The 19,835-nt window shown below is 56.6% G+C and carries 24 protein-coding genes; 23 read left to right on the top strand and 1 reads right to left on the bottom strand.

Annotated features, from left to right (window positions below; genetic code table 11):
* Nucleotides 1–188 precede the first annotated feature (188 nt).
* The 3 genes from HY868_10020 (at nucleotide 189) to HY868_10030 (ending at nucleotide 3,487) form a co-directional block, all read left to right on the top strand.
* Complete coding sequence (locus tag HY868_10020) at nucleotides 189–1,592, top strand: aspartate kinase (GenBank protein MBI5302463.1); 1,404 nt, start codon at nucleotides 189–191, stop codon at nucleotides 1,590–1,592.
* 87 nt (nucleotides 1,593–1,679) lie between these two features.
* Nucleotides 1,680–2,720 (top strand): aspartate-semialdehyde dehydrogenase, encoded by a 1,041-nt coding sequence (asd, locus tag HY868_10025; protein MBI5302464.1) that lies wholly within the window; start codon nucleotides 1,680–1,682, stop codon nucleotides 2,718–2,720.
* Nucleotides 2,721–2,821: 101 nt separating this feature from the next.
* On the top strand, nucleotides 2,822–3,487 hold the full coding sequence (locus HY868_10030; protein MBI5302465.1) for a hypothetical protein: 666 nt from the start codon (nucleotides 2,822–2,824) through the stop codon (nucleotides 3,485–3,487).
* 1 nt (nucleotide 3,488) lies between these two features.
* On the opposite strand, the gene HY868_10035 is transcribed toward HY868_10030, so the two are convergent.
* The gene (locus HY868_10035) at nucleotides 3,489–3,950 is read right to left on the bottom strand and encodes a hypothetical protein (protein MBI5302466.1); all 462 of its coding nucleotides are present in this window, start codon (nucleotides 3,948–3,950) and stop codon (nucleotides 3,489–3,491) included.
* Nucleotides 3,951–4,061: 111 nt separating this feature from the next.
* On the opposite strand from HY868_10035, the gene HY868_10040 reads away from it, so the two are divergent.
* From HY868_10040 to larC, 20 genes are all read left to right on the top strand, one after another.
* A complete protein-coding gene (locus HY868_10040) occupies nucleotides 4,062–4,472 on the top strand; it encodes a hypothetical protein (protein MBI5302467.1) in 411 nt (136 codons plus the stop codon).
* Nucleotides 4,473–4,567: 95 nt separating this feature from the next.
* The gene (locus tag HY868_10045; GenBank protein ID MBI5302468.1) at nucleotides 4,568–6,364 is read left to right on the top strand and encodes a threonine--tRNA ligase; all 1,797 of its coding nucleotides are present in this window, start codon (nucleotides 4,568–4,570) and stop codon (nucleotides 6,362–6,364) included.
* A gap of 78 nt (nucleotides 6,365–6,442) precedes the next feature.
* On the top strand, nucleotides 6,443–6,826 hold the full coding sequence (locus tag HY868_10050) for a hypothetical protein (protein ID MBI5302469.1): 384 nt from the start codon (nucleotides 6,443–6,445) through the stop codon (nucleotides 6,824–6,826).
* A gap of 132 nt (nucleotides 6,827–6,958) precedes the next feature.
* A complete protein-coding gene (locus tag HY868_10055) occupies nucleotides 6,959–7,804 on the top strand; it encodes a pyrroline-5-carboxylate reductase (protein ID MBI5302470.1) in 846 nt (281 codons plus the stop codon).
* A 70-nt stretch (nucleotides 7,805–7,874) separates the two neighbouring features.
* Nucleotides 7,875–8,444, top strand: a complete 570-nt coding sequence (locus tag HY868_10060; GenBank protein MBI5302471.1) for a sugar O-acetyltransferase — start codon at nucleotides 7,875–7,877, stop codon at nucleotides 8,442–8,444.
* The gene (locus tag HY868_10065; GenBank protein MBI5302472.1) at nucleotides 8,441–9,406 is read left to right on the top strand and encodes a class I SAM-dependent methyltransferase; all 966 of its coding nucleotides are present in this window, start codon (nucleotides 8,441–8,443) and stop codon (nucleotides 9,404–9,406) included. Before HY868_10060 ends, HY868_10065 begins: the two co-directional genes overlap by 4 nt.
* 20 nt (nucleotides 9,407–9,426) lie before the next feature.
* Nucleotides 9,427–9,942 (top strand): GNAT family N-acetyltransferase, encoded by a 516-nt coding sequence (locus HY868_10070; GenBank protein MBI5302473.1) that lies wholly within the window; start codon nucleotides 9,427–9,429, stop codon nucleotides 9,940–9,942.
* Nucleotides 9,943–9,971: 29 nt separating this feature from the next.
* A complete protein-coding gene (locus tag HY868_10075; GenBank protein MBI5302474.1) occupies nucleotides 9,972–10,568 on the top strand; it encodes a hypothetical protein in 597 nt (198 codons plus the stop codon).
* A gap of 73 nt (nucleotides 10,569–10,641) precedes the next feature.
* Nucleotides 10,642–11,037: a carboxymuconolactone decarboxylase family protein gene (locus HY868_10080; GenBank protein ID MBI5302475.1), complete on the top strand. Its 396-nt coding sequence runs from the start codon at nucleotides 10,642–10,644 to the stop codon at nucleotides 11,035–11,037.
* Between the two features lie 43 nt (nucleotides 11,038–11,080).
* Entirely contained in the window at nucleotides 11,081–11,884 is an 804-nt protein-coding gene (locus tag HY868_10085) for a hypothetical protein (GenBank protein MBI5302476.1), read from the top strand.
* Nucleotides 11,885–11,923: 39 nt separating this feature from the next.
* Nucleotides 11,924–12,130, top strand: a complete 207-nt coding sequence (locus HY868_10090; protein MBI5302477.1) for a pyridoxal-phosphate dependent enzyme — start codon at nucleotides 11,924–11,926, stop codon at nucleotides 12,128–12,130.
* A 19-nt stretch (nucleotides 12,131–12,149) separates the two neighbouring features.
* A complete protein-coding gene (locus HY868_10095; GenBank protein ID MBI5302478.1) occupies nucleotides 12,150–12,608 on the top strand; it encodes a PIN domain protein in 459 nt (152 codons plus the stop codon).
* Complete coding sequence (locus tag HY868_10100; GenBank protein MBI5302479.1) at nucleotides 12,598–12,777, top strand: hypothetical protein; 180 nt, start codon at nucleotides 12,598–12,600, stop codon at nucleotides 12,775–12,777. The genes HY868_10095 and HY868_10100 overlap by 11 nt, the downstream gene beginning before the upstream one ends.
* A 102-nt stretch (nucleotides 12,778–12,879) precedes the next feature.
* A complete protein-coding gene (locus HY868_10105; protein ID MBI5302480.1) occupies nucleotides 12,880–13,944 on the top strand; it encodes a threonine synthase in 1,065 nt (354 codons plus the stop codon).
* A 79-nt stretch (nucleotides 13,945–14,023) separates the two neighbouring features.
* Complete coding sequence (locus tag HY868_10110; protein MBI5302481.1) at nucleotides 14,024–14,917, top strand: homoserine kinase; 894 nt, start codon at nucleotides 14,024–14,026, stop codon at nucleotides 14,915–14,917.
* A 160-nt stretch (nucleotides 14,918–15,077) separates the two neighbouring features.
* A complete protein-coding gene (locus HY868_10115) occupies nucleotides 15,078–15,944 on the top strand; it encodes a LysM peptidoglycan-binding domain-containing protein (GenBank protein MBI5302482.1) in 867 nt (288 codons plus the stop codon).
* A gap of 14 nt (nucleotides 15,945–15,958) precedes the next feature.
* Entirely contained in the window at nucleotides 15,959–16,375 is a 417-nt protein-coding gene (locus tag HY868_10120) for a DUF3842 family protein (GenBank protein ID MBI5302483.1), read from the top strand.
* 362 nt (nucleotides 16,376–16,737) lie between these two features.
* A complete protein-coding gene (gene larE, locus HY868_10125) occupies nucleotides 16,738–17,550 on the top strand; it encodes an ATP-dependent sacrificial sulfur transferase LarE (GenBank protein ID MBI5302484.1) in 813 nt (270 codons plus the stop codon).
* Nucleotides 17,547–18,317, top strand: a complete 771-nt coding sequence (gene larB, locus HY868_10130) for a nickel pincer cofactor biosynthesis protein LarB (GenBank protein MBI5302485.1) — start codon at nucleotides 17,547–17,549, stop codon at nucleotides 18,315–18,317. The genes larE and larB overlap by 4 nt, the downstream gene beginning before the upstream one ends.
* Nucleotides 18,314–19,492 (top strand): nickel pincer cofactor biosynthesis protein LarC, encoded by a 1,179-nt coding sequence (gene larC, locus HY868_10135; GenBank protein MBI5302486.1) that lies wholly within the window; start codon nucleotides 18,314–18,316, stop codon nucleotides 19,490–19,492. Before larB ends, larC begins: the two co-directional genes overlap by 4 nt.
* Nucleotides 19,493–19,835: the final 343 nt, after the last annotated feature.

Consider the following 19,835-nt stretch of genomic DNA (forward strand, 5'->3'; position numbering starts at 1 on the left):
AGAACAAGTGTGTGCACGCTCAATGACGCGCGCGTGCAAAACTGGGTGGAACCACGGGAAACTCTCTCGTCCCAATGAGGATGTGAGAGTTTTTTTGTTTTCCCTATCTCGCAGTTCCCTTATTTCCTTCAGTTCCCTCGGACGGAAACAAGGGAACTGAAGGAAATGAGGGAACGCGAGGAGGTAACATGCGTCTCGTAATGAAATTTGGCGGCACGTCCGTCGGCGATGGCAAACGCATCAAGAACGTCGCGGAACTCGTGCACGGATATGCGACCCAGGGCCACGCGATTGTGGTGGCAACGAGCGCGATGAGCAAAGTGACCGACACACTGATCGCCGCGGCGCGCAGAGCGGCGCAGGGCGACGACCCAGGTTATCGCGCGGCGGAGCAAACGTTGCGCGCGATGCACCTCGCCGCGATTGACGACGCGGTACGCGATACATTCGTCCGCGCGGCGTTGCGCGATCAGGTCGCGCATCGGCTCGATGGCTTGCTCGCCTTGTGCAACAGCATTCACATCCTAGGCGAACTCACGCCGCGCGCGCTCGACGCGATTGCATCGCTGGGTGAACGGCTCATCCTGCCGATTCTCGCGCAGGCGTTACGCGAGAGCGGGGCGCGCGCGGAACCGATTGAAGCGACCGAGCTGGTCGTCACCGACGACAATTTCACATGCGCCGAACCATTGATAGACGCGACGCGCGAAAAATCGCGCGCGCGTTTGTTGCCACTCCTCGCCGCGGGCGTGATTCCGGTCGCAACCGGTTTTCTCGGCGCGACGCGCGATGGCATCGTCACGACGCTGGGGCGCGGCGGCAGCGATTACACCGGCACGATCCTGGGCGCGGCGCTCGACGCGGACGAAGTATGGATTTGGACCGACGTGAACGGCGTGATGACCGCCGACCCGCGCGTCGTGCCGAACGCGCAGACGATTGACGAAATCGCGTACGCCGAAGCCGCCGAACTCTCGTACTTTGGCGCGAAGGTGATTCATCCGAAAACCATCGTGCCCGTCGCCGAGCGCGACATTCCGGTGCTGATTCTCAACACGTTCAACCCAACGCATCCTGGGACGCGCATCGTGCGCGCGCCGCGCAGTGATAGTCGTACCGTCAAAGCGATCACGGCAATTCGCAAACTCAGTCTCATCACGGTTGAAGGGCGCGGGATGCAAGGCGTGCCCGGCGTCGCCGCCAAAGTTTTTTCGGCGGTCGCGCGCGAGAGCATCAGCGTGCTGATGATTTCGCAATCGTCGTCCGAACAAAATATTTGCTTCATCATCGAAGCGGACGCGACCGCGCGCGCGACGGCGGCGCTCGAAAAAGAATTCGAACTGGAACGATTGCGTCACAACATTGACCGCATCTCCGCTCAAGAAAAAATCGCGATCATCGCGATCGTCGGCGCGGGAATGAAGAACACCCCTGGCATCGCGGCAAAGGTGTTCGGCGCGCTGGGCGAACATCAGATGAATATCATATCCATCGCGCAAGGTTCGTCCGAGTACAACTTGTCCGTCGTCGTCGAAGAACAAGATGCGGACGCGGCGGTGAAAGCAATTCATAGTAGTTTTTTAGTGCAATAGTACGATAGTGCGATAGTGCGATAGTCGTGCTGATGGCGAGAACTAACGCACTATTGAACTATCGCACTAGCGCACTTGGAGGTAACCATGTCAAAATTCCCAGTTGCAGTACTTGGCGCAACCGGTCTAGTCGGTCAACGTTTGATTCAATTGCTCGACAATCATCCCTGGTTCGAAATCAGCGCGCTCGCGGCGAGCGATAATTCTGCCGGAAAAAAATATGCGGACGCGGTCAAGTGGCAATTGCCGACGCCGATTCCCGATGTCGTGCGCGCGCTGGTCGTCCAGCCGTGCGAACCGCCGATGGACGCGGCAATCGTTTTCTCCGCGTTGCCGAGCGATGTGGCGAGCACGATTGAAGATAATTTTGCGGACGCGGGTTATCTCATTTCGAGCAACGCGTCGCCGCACCGCATGGACGCGGACGTGCCGCTCGTGATTCCCGAAGTGAACCCAGGTCATCTCAATCTGGTGCGCGTGCAACGCGCGCGACGAAAAGGCGCGATCATCTGCAATCCCAACTGCTCGACGATTCACATCACGCTCGCGCTCAAGCCGCTCGACGACGCGTTCGGTCTGCGCCGCGTCGTCGTCACGACGATGCAAGCGTTGAGCGGTGCGGGTTATCCCGGCGTGCCCTCGCTCGATATTCTCGATAACGTGATTCCATACATCGGCGGCGAAGAGAAAAAGTTGGAAGCGGAACCATTGAAGATTCTGGGCAAACTCGAAGGCAACCGCGTATCCAACGCCGACATTCGCATCAGTGCGAGTTGCAATCGTGTCGCCACCTGGGATGGACATTTGGAAGCCGCGTCCGTCGAATTTTTGACCAAACCGACACTTGACCAAGTGCGTAACGCGATGATACAATTCACCAGTGAGCCGCAAGCGTTAAAACTGCCGACCGCACCGGAACATCCGATTGTCGTGCGCGACGAACCCGATCGTCCGCAGCCGCGTTTGGATCGCGATGAAGGACGCGGCATGTCGTCGGTCGTCGGGCGCATTCGCGAGTGCAACGTGCTCGATTACAAATTTCTCGTGCTCGGGCACAACACGATTCGCGGCGCGGCGGGGGGCACACTGTTGAATGCGGAATTGTTGGTCGCAAAAAAGTTCATATAGAAGTTGGCGGTTGGAAGTTGGAAATTGGAGGTTGGATACCTGCAACTACCATCTAATTTCCAATTTCCAACCTCTAACCTCCAAATTTGAAAGGAGCAAGAGTGGCAACGATTGACGTTTATCATTACGCACGCGCTGAAGACCTGGACGCGATTTCGGACGAGGGCTTGAAACCAGGTGCGCGCTCGATCATCATCAACTCGCCGTTGCGCGAGAAATCGGTGTTCGGTTGGTTCTCGCCGGACTTTGACGTGATGGGTTACAACGAAAATCCCAAGTACGTTTGCTTGCGCGCCAAAGTGGACGTGGCGCGCTGTCGCGTCGCGCCGATGGAATTTGCGATGGCGGCTTACGTCAATCACATCGGACGCGGGCAACCCAAGAACGCGCCCGTCGCCGAACAGCTCGTCGCGGCGTACGAAAAACTCGCCGTGCCATACGATCAACATAACTTTGGCATGTTCCGCGCGCCGGAAATCCTGGTCGAAGGCGAAATCAGCGCGGATGATATCGCGGTCGTGAAATCGCCGGAGATCGGCACGCGCGGCGAAGAGAATCGCCGCGTGTACGCCGGACGCTGGGCGGAACATCTCATTCGTTTGCTCTCGGTCTCGCGCACCTTGATGCAGTTGGGCGAGTTGACCGAAGCGGTCGCGAATCGCGGACTCGCGGTGCGCGTGGCGAAACACGACGACGCGACCGCGTACCTCGAAACGTACATGCTTGTGGAGACGAGTGATTTCTTTACGGTGGAGAAAGAGGATTGAGTTAGCGCAGCCACGCGAGAATTTGCTCAAGCCAATCCGGTTGGGCTTGGCGCGCCGGTGGCTCGGAACCTGGGGGATAACGTTCGGCGTACTCGGCATTGCGCGGGTCAACGAGCGGACTGGTGACGGGCACACCGGCGCGCAAGAGCAGGTACTCTGCCCACACGACTTGGCGGCGCTTGACGCAAAAATATAGATCGTCGCCGGCAATGCCGCGATCCCAGACCTTGACGCCGTGGCGCGCTAACAGTCGCTCGATATCCATCCCGCTCCAATGCGACCCGCGCGCGACGCGAATCGTCGGCGCGTTTTCGGAGAATACGCACGCGGAAAATTCAGAGAGCACGCCGGCAAATCCATCGCGGCGAAACGCGCCAACCCAGTCCGCGTTGATGAACGTCGAGAGTGCGCCCTCGACCCGCTCAATCGGATCAATGTACGCCGGAAGATCGAACCAGTTCAATTTTCAAACCGCCTAAATAAGACATTTGTTCTATTATAAAACACAAATCTAATTTTGCCAAATCTGCGCGTGACTTGGTCCCTGGTTACTTTCAGCGTCGAGGTCACCCGTATGCTCAATCTATTGCGTTCGATCGTGTTCTTGATTCTGGGCACTGCCTTTGTTTTCATCGTAATCAACCTGTTGGGTTATCGCGTCGAAATGCTCTCCTTCATCGGAGGGCTGGTAGCCGCCGCGATTATGGGCTTGCTGAGTTTCCGCGTGAATGAGTGGTGGGGTACCGTTACGCGACCGTACAAGCCGCAGACCGTTCGTTTGGAAACACGCGAGACGCCGGCACAGATTACTGGCGCGGCAACTCGCGCACGATTGCTCTCTGGGATTATTTTTGCGGTACTTGGACTAACCGTATTACTAGGATTGTTTTTGAACGGATGGAAAATTTCGCCGTTGTTCTGGGGAGCCGCGACAGTGCTAACGTTTGCAATCGGATTTTTGCTCCCGCTGTTGTTTGCAAAATGAATTTATCTTTTTATCAAAGGAGGTGGTTGCCGTGACTGGCGATGACACTGATACCACGCGCCTCGAAAAAAATCACAACCACCTCTGGGTGGTGAATGGAGACTAGAATGGACGACCAACTACACACACTCCGTCACTCGACGGCGCACGTCCTCGCGAGCGCCGTGATGGAAATTTTGCCGGGCACGAAATTCGGTTTCGGTCCGGCAATCGAAGAAGGTTTTTACTACGACTTTCAACTGCCGCGTCCGCTGACGCCGGACGATTTGCCGATGATCGAAGCGCGGATGAAAGCGATCATCGCGAGCAAGTCGCCGTTCGTGCGCGCGGAACTCGCGATTGACGCGGCGCGCCAACAATTCGCCGACCAGCCGTTCAAGGTGGATCAGATCAACGCACTCGCGCGCGGCGAACTGGACGAACACGGCAACTCGGGCGCGAACGCGGCGACGAGCGTCTCGACGTACACGCACGATAAATTCGTTGACCTGTGTCGCGGTCCGCATATTGCGAACACGGGCGAAATTCCGCTCGACGCCTTCAAACTGCTTTCGATTGCGGGCGCGTACTGGCGCGGCAGCGAAAAGAATCCGATGCTCACGCGCGTCTATGGGACGGTGTTCGCGACGAAACAAGAACTGGACGATTACTTGTGGCGACTCGAAGAAGCCAAGAAACGCGATCACCGCAAACTGGGTCGCGAACTCAACCTGTTCTACTTTTCCGATGACATCGGTCCTGGGTTGCCGCTCTTCGCACCCAAGGGCGAAATCGTGCGCTACCTGATGGAAACGTACGTGCGCGAAACGCAGACACGCTATGGCTATCAGCACGTCTGGACAGGACACATGGTCAAGGAAGACCTGTATCACAAGTCGGGTCATTATGATAATTATCAGGACGCGATGTTCCCGCCGATGGTGGACGAAGACATGGTTCTGCGGCTCAAGCCGATGAACTGTCCCAGCCACATGACGTTGTTCAACGAAATCGGCAAGCACTCGTACCGCGAATTCCCGTTGCGCTATGCCGAATTCGCGACGCTTTATCGCTATGAAAAACGCGGCGAGTTGTCCGGCTTGACGCGCGTGCGCGCGCTCACGCAAGACGATTGTCACGTGTTTTGCACGGAAGACCAAATCGAAAGCGAGTTCACGCTCGCGCTCAATTTGATCCGCGAGATTCTCAGCACATACGCGTTCACGGATTACAAGGTGCGCTTGTCGCTGCGCGGCACGACGGGCAAGTACGTGCAGGATGATGAAAAATGGGACAAGGCGACGAACGCGTTGCGCGCGTCGCTCGACGCGAACAAGGTCGAGTACTTTGTCGCGGAAGGCGAAGCCGCGTTCTACGGACCGAAAGCCGATTTCATCGCGCGCGATGTCCTGGGGCGCGAGTGGCAACTCTCGACGATTCAAGTTGATTTCATCCAGCCGGCGCGTCTCGGGTGCGAGTACATCGCGGAGGATGGTTCGCCGCGCACACCGGTGTTGATTCACCGCGCGGTCACGGGTTCGACGGAGCGTTTCCTCGGCGTGTTGATCGAGCATTTTGCCGGCGCGTTCCCCGCCTGGCTCGCGCCGGTTCAAGCGATGCTCGTGCCGATTGCGGATCGTCACGCCGAGTACGCGCGCAAGGTCGCGGCGCGACTCAAAGCGGAAGGATTGCGCGTCGAGATTGACGGACGCGGCGATCGGATGAACGCGAAAATTCGCGACGCGACGCTGCAAAAAATTCCGTACATCCTCGTGATGGGCGACAAGGAATCAGAAGCGAACGCGGTCGCGGTGCGCTTGCGCAGCGGCGAGGATCTCAAAGCGATGCCGCTCGAACAATTCATCGCGTTGGCGCGGCGCGTGGTGGACACAAAATCACTTGAGTTAAAGTGAAAGTGACCGCCGACGGATGACCGCTGACCGCCGAGAAAACTGCGGCAGTGGTCGGCGGTCGGCGGTCAAGGTTTTTATATGACCCACGAGGAACGAATCGCAATTATTACGCGCGATCTCAACGCGCTGAGGCAAGCCCAGGACGCGATAGTGATTTTCAATCTCGCGCACGATGAAGACTCGTTCGCGCAGTTCAGTTGCACGCGACCCGGCGAACCGCTGTTGTGCGAGGTGAGCAATCGTTCCGAGGGTTGGAACACGCACTCGCTCGACGCGGAACAGGTCGCGGCGTTACGCGCGCTCGGCTACGAAATTCCCTCGCCGCATCATCAATCGAATCCGCACAAGGAATTCACGGGCGATGTCGCAATGCTCGCGCAAGAAGTCGAGCGAATTTTTCGTGACGTGTTTCGCGCGGGCGACGAATACGACATGATATCGAGCGGCGTGGTATGGCAGTAGGGGCGAAACAATTGCATGAAGCGTTCAGCTCGCGCAGATCGCTTTTCAAATGGAAACCGACTTGTTGAAGAATCAATTGTGGCAAATGCGTCGCCCCTACCTTTCAACCCGGAAACATTTCAAGGAGACCCCATGTTAAATTCAATCGCGTTCATCGGCGGCGGCGTGATGGCAGAAGCCATGTTCGGCGGATTGCTCGAACGCCAACTCGTCACGCCGGACAAGATCATCGCGAGCGAACCGCGCGAGAAACGCCGCGCGGAACTCACCGCGCGTTATCACATTCGCACGACCGCCGACAATCGCCAAGCCGTTCATGCGGCGGAAACAATTGTCCTTTCGATCAAGCCCCAGGTGCTGACGCGCGTTCTGCCGGAATTGCGCGGGCAACTGCGCGACGATCAACTCGTCGTCTCGATCATCGCCGGCGGACGCATCGCGACATTGAGCGCGGGGCTGGGGCACAACGCGGTCGTACGCTCGATGCCGAACACGCCGGCGCAGATCGGCGCGGGGATGACCGTGTGGACGGCGACCGCGCATGTGAGCGAATCGCAACGCGAACAGGCACGCGCGATCTTTCAGGCGCTCGGCAAAGAAATGTTCATGGACGAAGAAAAATATCTCGACATGGCGACAGCGGTGAGCGGCACGGGACCGACGTACACGTTCCTCGTCCTCGAAGCGTTGATTGACGCGGCGGTGCATCTCGGCTTTTCGCGCGATCAAGCGCACGACATTGTACTCGAAACGATGCGCGGTTCGATTTTGTTCGCGGAAAAAACCGGCAAGCATCCAGCCGAGTTGCGGAACATGGTCACGTCGCCGGGCGGCACATCCGCCGAAGCGATCTATCAAATGGAAAAAGGTTCGCTCCGTACCGTGTTATCGAAAGCAGTCTGGGCAGCGTACCAAAAATCCGTGTTGCTCGGTGAGACGGTGGGCAAGGCGGAACCGCGCAAACCGGTGGACGCGTAGAGACTCGCGGATAGCGAATGGCAAATGGCGATTTGCTATCCGCTATCCGCTATCCGCTATTCGCAATTCTATGAAAACAGAAAAAGAAAAAATGCTCGCGGGCGAATTGTACCTCGCGACCGATCCACAACTCTCTGCCGAGCGACGCCGATGCCGGCTCTTGCTCAAACAGTTCAACGATTCCCAGGATGATGAAACCGAGGTGCGCCAGAAAATCCTCGACGAATTGTTCGGCGCGCACGGCGAGCGACTCTGGATCGAGCCGCCGTTTTATTGCGATTATGGGAGCAACATCACGCTCGGCGACAGCGTGTACTTTAATTTCAACTGCGTCGTGCTCGACGTTGCCCCGGTAAAAATCGGCGACCGCACAATTTTTGGACCGAGCGTGCAAATCTACACCGCAACGCATCCGCTCGATTGGGCTGAGCGCGCACAGGGCGCAGAGTTCGCCAAGCCGATCACGATTGGCTCGCACGCGTGGATCGGCGGCGGCGCGATTCTCTGTCCTGGGATCATGATCGGTGACCGCACGGTGATTGGTGCGGGCAGTGTCGTCACCAAAGATATTCCGGCGGATGTGTTCGCCGCGGGCAATCCGTGCCGGGTTATTCGCAAATTAGAGCCGACTCACAAATGACCGACCAAGACCTCATTGGGTTGATATTGTTGGTGAATCGCTTGACGCAAACCAACCAACCGCTCGGACGCGCGACCCTCGTGCCGTTCGCCGAAATGAAATTGCCGAATGTTGCGCGGAATTACGACGCGCTCGTCTCAAGTTTGCTTGAACGAAAACTCGCCGAGGGTTCGGTTGAATCGTTTCGCTTAACCACACTTGGCGCGACACGGGTGCGCGAGATTGCCAACACGTACTCGCTGCACGCGTGGTTTTACAACGCGTATTATCAAGCCGTATTGCGCAGCCCAGCGCACTCACTTTTTTGCGCGCGCGTGTACGGCAAAGACTTGTGCCAGCATGGGATGACCGATATGGCACAAATTCATCTCTTGTTGGATGCGCTGGACGTGCAAGCCGGGATGACCTTGCTCGATTTTGGTTGCGGCGACGGGCGCATTGCGGAGTACATCTCGGACACGACTCGAACGCGGGTAGTGGGCGTGGATATCGCCGATCGCGCGATTGAGCTCGCGTGTGCGCGCACGCCGGACAAGCGTGCGCGGTTGGATTTCGTATGCGTGGATGTCGAACGCAATCCGGCAAAATTTCCGGGAGAAAAATTCGACCGCATCGTGGCAATAGACAGCATTTTCTTTGTGCGCGAACAGCGCGCCGTTCTGCAAGTGTTTCTCGATCATCTCAAGCCACAAGGCAGAATGGGGTTGTTCGCGCACTGTCCGCCAAATAATTCCGCGGATCAAACTGCGTTGGCGCAAGCCCTGACCAACCTGGGAATCGCGTACTCGGTGTGCGACCTTTCGGAACAGAACCGGGAACATTGGCGCAAGAAGAAGCAAACGTTATTGGAACTCGAGTCGCAGTTTCGCGCAGAAGGCAATGACTTTTTGTTCAAGAATCGTCTCGCGGAATGTGATGGGCTGGAGCATTTTCACCGGTATCTCTATCTCACGATTTTCTGATTTATGATTTAGGCGTGGGCATGTTCACCACCGAACATCTCGATCGTACGCAAGCGCAAATTGCATTGCCGGAATTAATCGGACTGTTGCGCGATTCGGTTGATTCTGGCGCGTCGGTCGGTTTCCTGCCGCCGCTCGACGAACAGATCGCGCGCGAGTACTGGTTGGATGTGGCGCGCGCCATCGAAAAACGATCGCGCATCCTGCTCGTCGCGCGCAACGATTCCAGGTTGGTCGGCACAGTACAGTTGGATTTGTGCACGCGGCAGAACGGATTGCATCGCGCCGAAGTGATGAAACTGCTCGTGCATACCGCGTGGCGTCGGCACGGCATCGGCGAAGCGTTGATGCGCGCGCTTGAGCGCGAAGCGATGCAAGCCAAGCGCACAACGCTCGTGCTGGATACGCGCGCGGGCGATCCATCGGAAAAGTTGTACACCAAACTGGGATATACGCGCGCCGGTCTGATTCCGCAGTACGCGGAGGGTGCGAACGGCGCGTTGGATACCTCCGCCTTTTATTATCGGCTGTTATAGTTGGCAAAATAGAGTGGATAAAATCAAATATGAACCAATTTGCGAAAAAAGCCGAAGACGATTTAGCTGCAACTGTTCAGATCATGAGAACCAACCTGGCTCTTTATAGGCAGGGTGAAAAACAGCTATACCGAGTTGTTGCCGCACAATTACGCCTATTGTTGTGTGATGGCAAGAATTCGTTGTTGCCGCGATTGTTTGGTGGCATTCATCTTCACCCGATGACGGGATATGCGCGCAACAAACGTCTTGATCTGATATGGAAAGAAAAATTTGGCAAATCTTTTAGCGATGACATAGTTTTCCAGCAACCTTTTCAAGTCTATGTGGGTGAAGATGGAGCAAGAATCACGCAACTGTTCAATGAACAGTTGACTCCAATACCACTTGAAGAATGGCTTGACCAACCGATTTTTAAGAAATGGATGACTGTGCGCGAACTAATTCGATCGGTAGCAGATAAGGAATCAGTACACTCAGACATGGCTTATAATGAGACGTTAGAATTTACTCGTTCCTCATATCTCAACGGCGAAGTAATACATCAAGAATTGCTTGCATGTATGGGCGAATACATATTACGAATGATAGATTATTGGAAACATCGGTCTACGCCTGGTGATTAATGAACTATTTCTCTGGTTCGAGGACGAACCAATTGGAATACTAGAATCATTGTGCAAATGTAAGGAGTAATCCATGTCAACTGTCCAACTTATCGAATACGAAAACGCGTCGGACGAAGTGAAAACAGTCTTCGACGACATCAAGCGCACGCGTAACGTCAAGGACGTGAACAATTTTTGGAAGGCGCTGGCGAATCAGCCGACAACGCTCAAGCGAACCTGGGATGATTTGAAACAAGTGATGCAACCCGGCACGCTCGACGCGCTGACGAAAGAGATGCTTTACATCGCGGTCTCAGTTGCGAACAATTGCGATTACTGTATTCACTCGCACACCGCATCCGCGTTCGCGAAAGGAATGACGCCGGAACAGTACGCGGAATTGCTCGCGGTCGTCGGCATGGCGAGCGAAACGAACGCGCTGTCAACCGCGATGAAAGTGCCGGTGGATGAGCAGTATTTAAAATAATCCAAAAGACAAATCAAATTTCGATTAGCCTGGATTACACAATATGCGCGATGATTTTGATGATAAAACAAAAAACATTCTTGCGCGTCGGGTAGGTTTGCGGTGTTCCAATCCAAAATGCCGAAAGCTTACTAGTGGTCCCCAAACCGACCCTGCAAAAGCAATCAATATCGGTGTCGCGTCTCATATAACTGCCGCATCGCCTGGGGGGCCGCGCTATAATCCGAGTCTATCGCCTGAGCAGCGAAAATCTGTTGAAAATGGCATTTGGCTTTGTCAATCATGTTCCAAGTTGATTGATAGTGATGAACGAAGATACACAATTGAATTGCTCAAGGAATGGAAAAGGCAGGCAGAAATGTCAGCCCAGCGAGAAGTAGAAGAAGGCACTTTACTGCAAAACGTAGATGAAATAGATCCTCTCGCAGTATTTTCCAAATTATTGGATGTTCCGGAGAATTGGATAAAAGTACAAGGAGACGAATACATTAGGCATCGCTACCAATCTCAATTCGTTATTAAGATGGGAAGAATGATTAATGACGATTACCGCGAACCTTGGGCGCAAAGATTTCCCGATCCTCATGCGACAAGCTTTCAGGTTGAGTATTGGTTGGGCGCAACTTTATTAAAATCTAGTTTGTTTGTGACTACTGATGGCGGCAGATTTCATATTCCGGCACCACGCCTACGCAAAATAGATCAAGAAAGGGAAGATTGGAGTAGCATTGAATTTAGTATTGATACCACAAGTTTGGAATGGAAGACTGCAATGCTATTTGATCAATATGATGATCTTTGGGAGAGATTGCCCATCATAGGAATCAAGCTGGTTCAGGCAACATAGTATAAACAATGATTTTTGCTATATATTCAACAGGAGCTTATGAAAGGTCTACTCACCACCTACCGCAATTATTTACCACTTACCAATTCCACTCCCCCGCTCTCACTCGGCGAAGGCGACACGCCGCTCGTTCACGCGCCGGCAATCTCGCGCGATACCGGCGCGGATGTGTGGCTGAAACTCGAAGGGTGCAACCCGACCGGCGCGTTCAAATATCAAGTTGACAACCCGCGTAAGTTGGGATGATAATCCAAGCGGAGGGAAAATGATTCCGCGCATTTACATTGACACTTCGGTGGTGGGTGGCTGTTTCGACAAAGAATACGCAAAAGAATCCATGCAACTGTGGCATGAATTCAACGGCGGCAAAAAAATTGCGGTGGCTTCCGATTTGTTACTGCTCGAACTTGAAGAAGCGCCGTTGCGCGTCCGCCAACTGCTGAACGATCTGCCCGCCGATAGTGTGGAGTACGTTTCACTTGACGAGGAAGCGCTAGCGTTGGCAAACGCATATCTCCTCGATGGAGCGGTGGCAGAATCGAGTCAATCTGATGCGCGGCACATTGCGATTGCGACGGTGGCACGGGTAGATGTGTTGGTGAGTTGGAATTTCAAGCACATTGTGAATCTCAATCGGATTCGCCGGTTTAACGCGGTGAATTTGAAACGGGGTTATCCAATAATTGAGATTCGCAGTCCGAGCGAGGTGTTGAATGAAAACTGAAAATGTTGACGCGGTGGCTTTGAAACGCGCGTTGCAGAAAAAAGCGGAACAAAAATTGGCGCGGCTTTCGGAGCAAGAGCAACTTGAATTATTGCGGCGCAAGTACGGTCACTTGCGCCGCACGCCAAAACGTTCACCCCGCGCACGCCGCGAATTGCAAACCGCCTAGCGTGGATGCTTGATGTGTTTAAGAAAGACCGGTCAGGTTTTCGCCGCAGGCGAACCTGACCGGTTTCAACAGCCGCGCCAAATACAATACTCAAGGAACATTATGAATGGACTCATTTCACGTTACCGCATTTATCTACCCATCACACCTAGCACTCCCCCGCTTTCGCTCGGCGAAGGCGACACGCCGCTCGTCCACGCGCCCGCCATTTCGCGCGAGACCGGCGCGGATGTGTGGCTGAAACTCGAAGGATGCAATCCGACCGGCTCGTTCAAAGATCGCGGAATGGTTGTCGCGATTGCGAAAGCAGTCGAAGAAAAATCGCGCGCGGTCATCTGCGCTTCGACCGGCAACACGTCCGCGAGCGCGGCGGCGTACGCGGCGCGCGCCGGGCTGACGTGCGCGGTTGTCATTCCGTCCGGCAAAATCGCACTCGGCAAACTGTCGCAAGCGATCATTCATCACGCGCGCGTCCTGCCCATCGAAGGCAACTTTGACGTCGCGCTCAACCTCGTGCGCGAACTCGCGGAGCAAGGATCAACCCCTGGCGGGGCAAGTGTCACACTCGTCAACTCGATCAATCCATATCGCATCGAAGGGCAAAAGACCGGTGCATTTGAAATCGTGGACGCACTCGGTGATGCGCCGGATATTCTCGCGCTGCCGGTCGGCAATGCCGGCAACATCACCGCGTACTGGCGCGGGTTCAACGAATATCATCGCGCGGGGAAATCGAAACTGCCCAAGATGTTTGGCTTTCAAGCCGCGGGCGCCGCGCCCATCGTCAACGGCGCGCCGGTTGAAAACCCGCAAACGATTGCGACCGCGATTCGCATCGGCAACCCAGCATCATGGCGCGGCGCGACGAATGCGCGCGATGAATCCGGCGGACTGATCGAAGCCGTCACCGATGAAGAAATTCTCGCGGCGTACCGGTTTCTCGCCGAGCGCGAAGGCGTGTTCTGCGAGCCAGCGTCTGCCGCCGGCGTCGCCGGAATTATGAAACTCAAACGCGCGAACCCGCGAAGCGTGCCGCAAGGCGCACGCATCGTTTGCATCTTAACCGGCAATGGTCTCAAAGACCCAGACAATGCCATCGCGCAAGCGAGCATTCCGCCAGCATTGCCGGCGACGATGGATGCGCTAACAAAGGCATTGGATTTATGATTTTCGATTTGCGATTTGCGATTTATGCGAATCGGAAAATTTCAATCGAAAATCGGCAATCGAAAATCAAAAATCAAAAATGAAACTTCGCATTCGCGTACCTGCTACCTCTGCTAACCTTGGACCTGGGTTCGATTGTATTGGCATCGCGCTCGATTGGTGGAACACCGTCGAGGTTGAAACGCTCGCGCGTGGGCTGGAGATTATCTGTCCAGATAATTTGCCGCGCGATAAAAGTAACGCGGTCATTCAAGGCATGATCGAAGGATTCAAACTCGCCGGGCGCAAACTGCCGCCGGTGCGCGTCAAGATGAATGCCGAAGTGCCGATTGCGAGCGGACTGGGTTCGAGTTCTGCCGCGCTCGTGAGCGGCATTCTCGCCGCGAACGCGTTGATGGGCGATTGCTTTTCGCGCGCACAATTACTTTCACTCGCGACGCATATCGAAGGACATCCGGACAATGTGACGCCCGCACTGCTCGGCGGCTTGGTCGTCGCCGTACAAGAGGGCAAACTCGTCCACGCGGTTCGCATTGACGTGCCGCGCGATTTGCGCGCCGTCATCTTCGTGCCGAATTATCCGGTGCTGACTAAAAAATCGCGCGGCATTTTGCCGACGCGCATTCCGCGCGGCGACGCGATTTATAACGCGGGACGCACCGCACTCTGGATCACCGCGCTGTACGAGCGGCGCTGGGACTGGCTCAACCTCGCGACGCGCGACAAACTGCATCAACCGTACCGCGTCCAGTTGGTGCACGGCATGAACGAGTTGTGCGACGCGGCGCGCCAAGCCGGCGCGCGCGGCGTCGCGCTCAGCGGCGCGGGACCGAGCATCATCGCGTTCACCGACCACGCCGACGACGAAATCGCCGCGGCGATGGAACGCGTCGCCAAGCGAATGAAGATCGAAGGCAAATCCCATCTCGTCGGCATCAGCAAAAAAGGCGCGCGCCTCACGCGATTGAAATAATCCCGACCTCGACCCCACCCTAACCCTCCCCCGCTTTCGCCGGGGAGGGAATTTCATCTTACGTAACCCGACTTGATGGATTCGCGCGATTGTGTTAAGATGGGCGCATCGAGAAAAGAGAGTGCCTTTCTCGGATCGTGAATGTTCAGGAGGAGTTTCGATGAAGATTTCTCGCTTCATTCTTATAATGTCCGTGCTCATCGGATTGACGCTCGCGGTGACGCCACGCGCCGCCGCCGCGAGTCCTGGTTTCGTCGTCGTGCGGTGGGGCGATACGCTCGCCGCGATCGCCGCGCGGAGCGGCACGTCATTGGCTGCGCTGATGCGCGCGAATGCAATTCCCAACGCGAACATCGTTTACGCCGGTCAAAAACTCGTCATCCCCGCCGGTTCTTTTTCGCCCGCGCCTGCCAATCCTGCGCCGACCGGCAGCGTTTATACAGTCGTCGGCGGCGACACGCTCGGCACCATCGCCGCGCGTCATGGCACAACAATCAGCTCGTTGATGCAAGCGAACGGCTTGACGAATCAAAACTTTATCTACACGGGTCAACGCTTGAACGTGCCAGGACGCAACGCCCCGGCTTCCGCGACGCAACCCGCGCCAGCCCCCGCGCCCGCACCGCTGCCCATCGTGGGCGCCTCGCCGGCGCCACCCACAACCGGCAAATGGATTGACGTGAACATCAGCAAGCAAACGATCACCGCGTATCAAGGCAGCGCGCCACTCAAAGCGGTCCTCGTTTCGACCGGCGTCGCGTGGCACCCCACCCCGGCGGGACGCTTTGCGGTCTACACCAAAATCAAATCGCAAACGATGAGCGGCGGGTACGGCGCCGATTCGTACTATTTGCCTGGCGTGCCCTGGGTGATGTACTTTACCGGCGCGTACGCGATTCACGGCACGTACTGGCATCGCAATTTCGGTCAGCCGATGAGTCACGGTTGCGTCAACCTCACGATTGACGACGCGAAATGGTTCTTCGACTGGGCGGAGATCGGCACGCCGGTCATGTCACATCTCTGAGCCGTTGTGAAAGCATGATCGTCGCAGTCATTGATGGGATGGGCGGCGGCATCGGCGTTCAAATCGTCACCCAGTTGCGCCAAGAATTACCGGAGATCGAAATCCTCGCGTTGGGCGCGAACGCCGTCGCCACCGATCGCATGATGCAAGCCAAGGCGAGTCGCGGCGCGAGCGGCGAGAACGCGATTCGCGTGTCGGTCGGCGCGGCAGATTTTATCGTCGCGCCCATCGGCGTCATCGTACCGAATTCGATGATGGGCGAGATCACGCCGGAAATTGCGCAAGCGGTCGCGGGTGCGCGTGCGCGCAAGTTGCTGTTGCCGGTCAATCAATCGCATTTCGAAATCATCGGCATCGAAAGCAAACCACTCGCCAAACAAATCGGCGCGGCAATCGCGATCATCAAAGAATCGCTCGCCCCGCGCGTTTGACTTTTTTGCGCGCGCCGTGTATAGTCTGCCCCGCTGATATGAAATCAGTTCGTGCAATCTGAAGATTGCCGACTCTGGATGCGCCGCCGCGCGCAGCGCGTTTTCTGATTGTCCGTTCTCGCGAAACAATTGAATACGGGTGATGTACAAGCCATGAAGGTGATTTCCGACTCGAAGTCGGAGCGTCCCTCAATGGCTTTTTTGTTTTCCCGTTCTACTCAGGTTGTCATTGCGAGGAGTGCAGTTTGCAACGAAGCAATCCCCAAGTAACTTTTTAGGCAAACAATATTGGGGATTACTTCGCAACCGCTTCGCGGCTCGCAATGACAGACTGTGTTGAACTGATAAAATCTGGAGGTCTGATGAACGATAAGCTTGAACAATTGCAAGATCTACTGCGCGCGATGGAATCCGTCGTCGTCGCGTATTCGGGCGGCGTGGACAGCACGCTCGTGCTCAAGGTCGCGCATGACGTACTGGGAGATGCCGCGCTCGCCGTCACCGCCGACTCGCCGAGTTTGCCGCGTGATGATTTGCGTCAAGCGCAAGCCATCGCCGCGCAAATCGGCGCGCGCCATCTCTGCATTCCGATTTCCGAAATGAGCGACGCGCGCTACCTGAACAATCCGCCCGACCGTTGTTACTTTTGCAAAACCCACACGTACGACGCACTCGCCGCGCTAGCAGAACGCGAAGGATTTCGCGTCGTCGTGGACGGCAACAACGCCGACGACGCGCACGACGTACGACCAGGACGTCGCGCGGCGCAGGAGCGCGGCATTCGCAGTCCGCTCCAAGAAGTCGGCTTGACCAAAGCGGAAATTCGCGAACTCGCGCGCACATACGGATTGCCGAACTGGGACAAGCCCGCCGCCGCGTGCCTCTCGTCGCGCATTCCGTACGGCACGCGCATCACACTCGAATCCTTGTCCCAGGTCGAGCGCGCCGAGGCGTACTTAAGCGCGTTGAATCTCGGTCAAGTGCGCGTGCGTCATCTCGGCGATGCGGCGCGCATCGAGGTCGCGCCGGAGGCGATGGCGCGCGTGCGCGATCAGCGCGCCGCGATTGTCGCGCAGTTGAACGCACTCGGTTTTAGCGAGGTGATGCTCAACCTGGACGGTTATCGGATGGGCAGTCTCAACGGCAACGCCGCGCCGCGGGTGGAACGATTATGAATGCCGATTCGTTGCGCGAGGTTCTCGAACAAGTGCGTGAAGGCGAACGCTCGGTTGACGACGCGTTCGCGCGACTCAAGGATTTGCCGTACCAAGACCTGGGTTTCGCGCGGCTCGATCATCATCGCGCGTTGCGCCAGGGTTTTCCCGAAGTCGTTTTTTGCGAGGGCAAGCGCACCGAACACACCGTCGCGATCCTGCAACAGTTAGCGCGCGAGCACGCGAACGGACTCGTGATGGGCACGCGCGTGACGCCCGAAACGTTTCGCGCGATTGCGGCGGTCTTGCCGCACGCGCGATATTTTCCCGACGCGCGCATCGTCACACTCGGCGCGTTGCCCGAACCCAGGAACGCCGACGCGATGATTCTGGTCGCGTGCGCCGGAACCGCCGACTTGCCCATCGCGGAAGAAGCCGCGCTCACCGCGCAAGCGATGGGTAGCCGCATCGTCAAACTGTACGATGTCGGTGTCGCCGGGATCCATCGCTTGCTCGACGCGCGCGACAAACTGAGTGAAGCGAACGTGATTATCGTCGTCGCGGGGATGGACGGCGCGTTGCCCGCCGTCATCGGCGGACTGGTCGCGTGCCCGGTGATCGCGTTGCCGACGAGCATCGGCTACGGCACCGGCTTGGGCGGCGTCGCGGCATTGATGACGATGCTGAACGCGTGCGCGCCCGGCATCGCGGTCGTCAACATTGACAACGGATTTGGCGCGGGCTACCTCGCGCACCTGATCAATTCTCGAACACGGAAAACCGCATGATGAAAAATGACACGATTTATTTTGATCTGATCGGCGGGGCGAGCGGCAATATGATTCTCGCCGCGCTGCTCGACGCCGGGCTGGAACTCGACGCGCTGCGCGAAGCGCTCGCCGGACTGGCGCTCCCAGGTTGGTCGTTTGAAACCCAGCGCGTCACCCGGCGCGGCATCGCGGCGACCTGGCTCGATGTGCGCGTGAACGATGAAACGACCGAACGCCATCTCCGCGATTTGCTCGACGTGATTGCCGCGAGTCGTTTGCCGGCGGACGCGCAAACCACGTGCGCGCGCATCCTCACGCGACTCGGTAAAGTCGAAGCGCAAATTCACGATCAACCACTCGACCGGGTTCATCTTCACGAGATCGGCGGACTCGATACGATTGTGGATGTCGTCGGGAGTGTGATGGGTTTGCGTTTGCTCGGCGTCGCGCGCGTCGTCGTTTCGCCGTTTCCGCTCGCGCGCGGACGCGTCACGATGGCGCACGGCAGTTTCCCGCTTCCCGCGCCGGCGACGCTCGCGCTCGTGCAAGGCGCGCCGATTGTCGGCGTAGACGGCGAACGCGAAACCGTGACACCGACCGCCGCCGCGATTCTCACGACGCTCGCGCACGCGTACGGCGCGCTGCCGCGCATAACCCTGCACGCGATCGGTTACGGCGCAGGCACGCGCGATGATCCCACACCGAACGTGTTGCGCGTGATGCTTGGCGCGCGCGAACCCGATGGCGCGGTGATGGAATCCATCGTCGAATTGGAAACGAACATTGACGACATGAATCCGCAAACGTACGATTTCGTGATGGCGCGTTTGTTTGAAGCGGGCGCGCTCGACGTGACACTGACGCCGATGCAAATGAAAAAGAATCGTCCAGGCACCTGGCTGCGCGTGTTCGCGCCACTCGAACGCGCCGCCGATCTGCGCGCGATCATTCTGAACGAGACGACGACGTTGGGCGTGCGCGAACAAATCGTCCAACGCCACACACTCGCGCGCGAAATCATCTCGGTCGCCACCGAATTCGGCGCGGTCCAAGCCAAACTCGCGCGCCGACCGAACGGCGCGCAAACGGTGACGCCCGAGTACGACGATTGTGCGCGCATCGCGCGCGAACAGCGCGTACCACTCCAAACGATTTTCGATGCGGTCAAGCGGCGCACACACGACCTGACTTAGCCGCCATTTGTTTGGGACGCGGACCGCTTCGCGCGCGGATGAACGCGGACTTTTTATCCGCGTTTATCCGCGTTATTATTCGCGTTATTTGATTTCGGCTGGTCAGAGTTGGCTTGTAATAAACAAAGTTTTGATGAATAATAAAATAATCAAATAGATAATCATTTGAAAATTGCTTGACTTTATAACCAATGTGGGATATAGTGATAGTGAAGGAAAGCACGAGTAAAGTCGCTCGTCCATCTTTTTGCAGGTACTGTATGCCTCTCTCGACCCCGTTCGAGAGGGGCATTTTTTATGCATCGCGTTGGAAAGGTGTTTATGGTTGATTACAATTCAGGAA

This window comes from Chloroflexota bacterium (assembly GCA_016219275.1).
GTDB lineage: Bacteria > Chloroflexota > Anaerolineae > UBA4142 > UBA4142 > JACRBM01.

What these genes read in the sequence shown, in the direction of transcription:
- HY868_10020 (MBI5302463.1), top strand. Translation starts at nt 189, where the DNA reads ATGCGTCTCGTAATGAAATTTGGCGGCACGTCCGTCGGCGATGGCAAA.
- asd (MBI5302464.1), top strand. Translation starts at nt 1,680, where the DNA reads ATGTCAAAATTCCCAGTTGCAGTACTTGGCGCAACCGGTCTAGTCGGT.
- HY868_10040 (MBI5302467.1), top strand. Translation starts at nt 4,062, where the DNA reads ATGCTCAATCTATTGCGTTCGATCGTGTTCTTGATTCTGGGCACTGCC.
- HY868_10045 (MBI5302468.1), top strand. Translation starts at nt 4,568, where the DNA reads ATGGAGACTAGAATGGACGACCAACTACACACACTCCGTCACTCGACG.
- HY868_10050 (MBI5302469.1), top strand. Translation starts at nt 6,443, where the DNA reads ATGACCCACGAGGAACGAATCGCAATTATTACGCGCGATCTCAACGCG.
- HY868_10055 (MBI5302470.1), top strand. Translation starts at nt 6,959, where the DNA reads ATGTTAAATTCAATCGCGTTCATCGGCGGCGGCGTGATGGCAGAAGCC.
- HY868_10060 (MBI5302471.1), top strand. Translation starts at nt 7,875, where the DNA reads ATGAAAACAGAAAAAGAAAAAATGCTCGCGGGCGAATTGTACCTCGCG.
- HY868_10065 (MBI5302472.1), top strand. Translation starts at nt 8,441, where the DNA reads ATGACCGACCAAGACCTCATTGGGTTGATATTGTTGGTGAATCGCTTG.
- HY868_10070 (MBI5302473.1), top strand. Translation starts at nt 9,427, where the DNA reads ATGTTCACCACCGAACATCTCGATCGTACGCAAGCGCAAATTGCATTG.
- HY868_10075 (MBI5302474.1), top strand. Translation starts at nt 9,972, where the DNA reads ATGAACCAATTTGCGAAAAAAGCCGAAGACGATTTAGCTGCAACTGTT.
- HY868_10080 (MBI5302475.1), top strand. Translation starts at nt 10,642, where the DNA reads ATGTCAACTGTCCAACTTATCGAATACGAAAACGCGTCGGACGAAGTG.
- HY868_10085 (MBI5302476.1), top strand. Translation starts at nt 11,081, where the DNA reads ATGCGCGATGATTTTGATGATAAAACAAAAAACATTCTTGCGCGTCGG.
- HY868_10090 (MBI5302477.1), top strand. Translation starts at nt 11,924, where the DNA reads ATGAAAGGTCTACTCACCACCTACCGCAATTATTTACCACTTACCAAT.
- HY868_10095 (MBI5302478.1), top strand. Translation starts at nt 12,150, where the DNA reads ATGATTCCGCGCATTTACATTGACACTTCGGTGGTGGGTGGCTGTTTC.
- HY868_10100 (MBI5302479.1), top strand. Translation starts at nt 12,598, where the DNA reads ATGAAAACTGAAAATGTTGACGCGGTGGCTTTGAAACGCGCGTTGCAG.
- HY868_10105 (MBI5302480.1), top strand. Translation starts at nt 12,880, where the DNA reads ATGAATGGACTCATTTCACGTTACCGCATTTATCTACCCATCACACCT.
- HY868_10110 (MBI5302481.1), top strand. Translation starts at nt 14,024, where the DNA reads ATGAAACTTCGCATTCGCGTACCTGCTACCTCTGCTAACCTTGGACCT.
- HY868_10115 (MBI5302482.1), top strand. Translation starts at nt 15,078, where the DNA reads ATGAAGATTTCTCGCTTCATTCTTATAATGTCCGTGCTCATCGGATTG.
- HY868_10120 (MBI5302483.1), top strand. Translation starts at nt 15,959, where the DNA reads ATGATCGTCGCAGTCATTGATGGGATGGGCGGCGGCATCGGCGTTCAA.
- larE (MBI5302484.1), top strand. Translation starts at nt 16,738, where the DNA reads ATGAACGATAAGCTTGAACAATTGCAAGATCTACTGCGCGCGATGGAA.
- larB (MBI5302485.1), top strand. Translation starts at nt 17,547, where the DNA reads ATGAATGCCGATTCGTTGCGCGAGGTTCTCGAACAAGTGCGTGAAGGC.
- larC (MBI5302486.1), top strand. Translation starts at nt 18,314, where the DNA reads ATGATGAAAAATGACACGATTTATTTTGATCTGATCGGCGGGGCGAGC.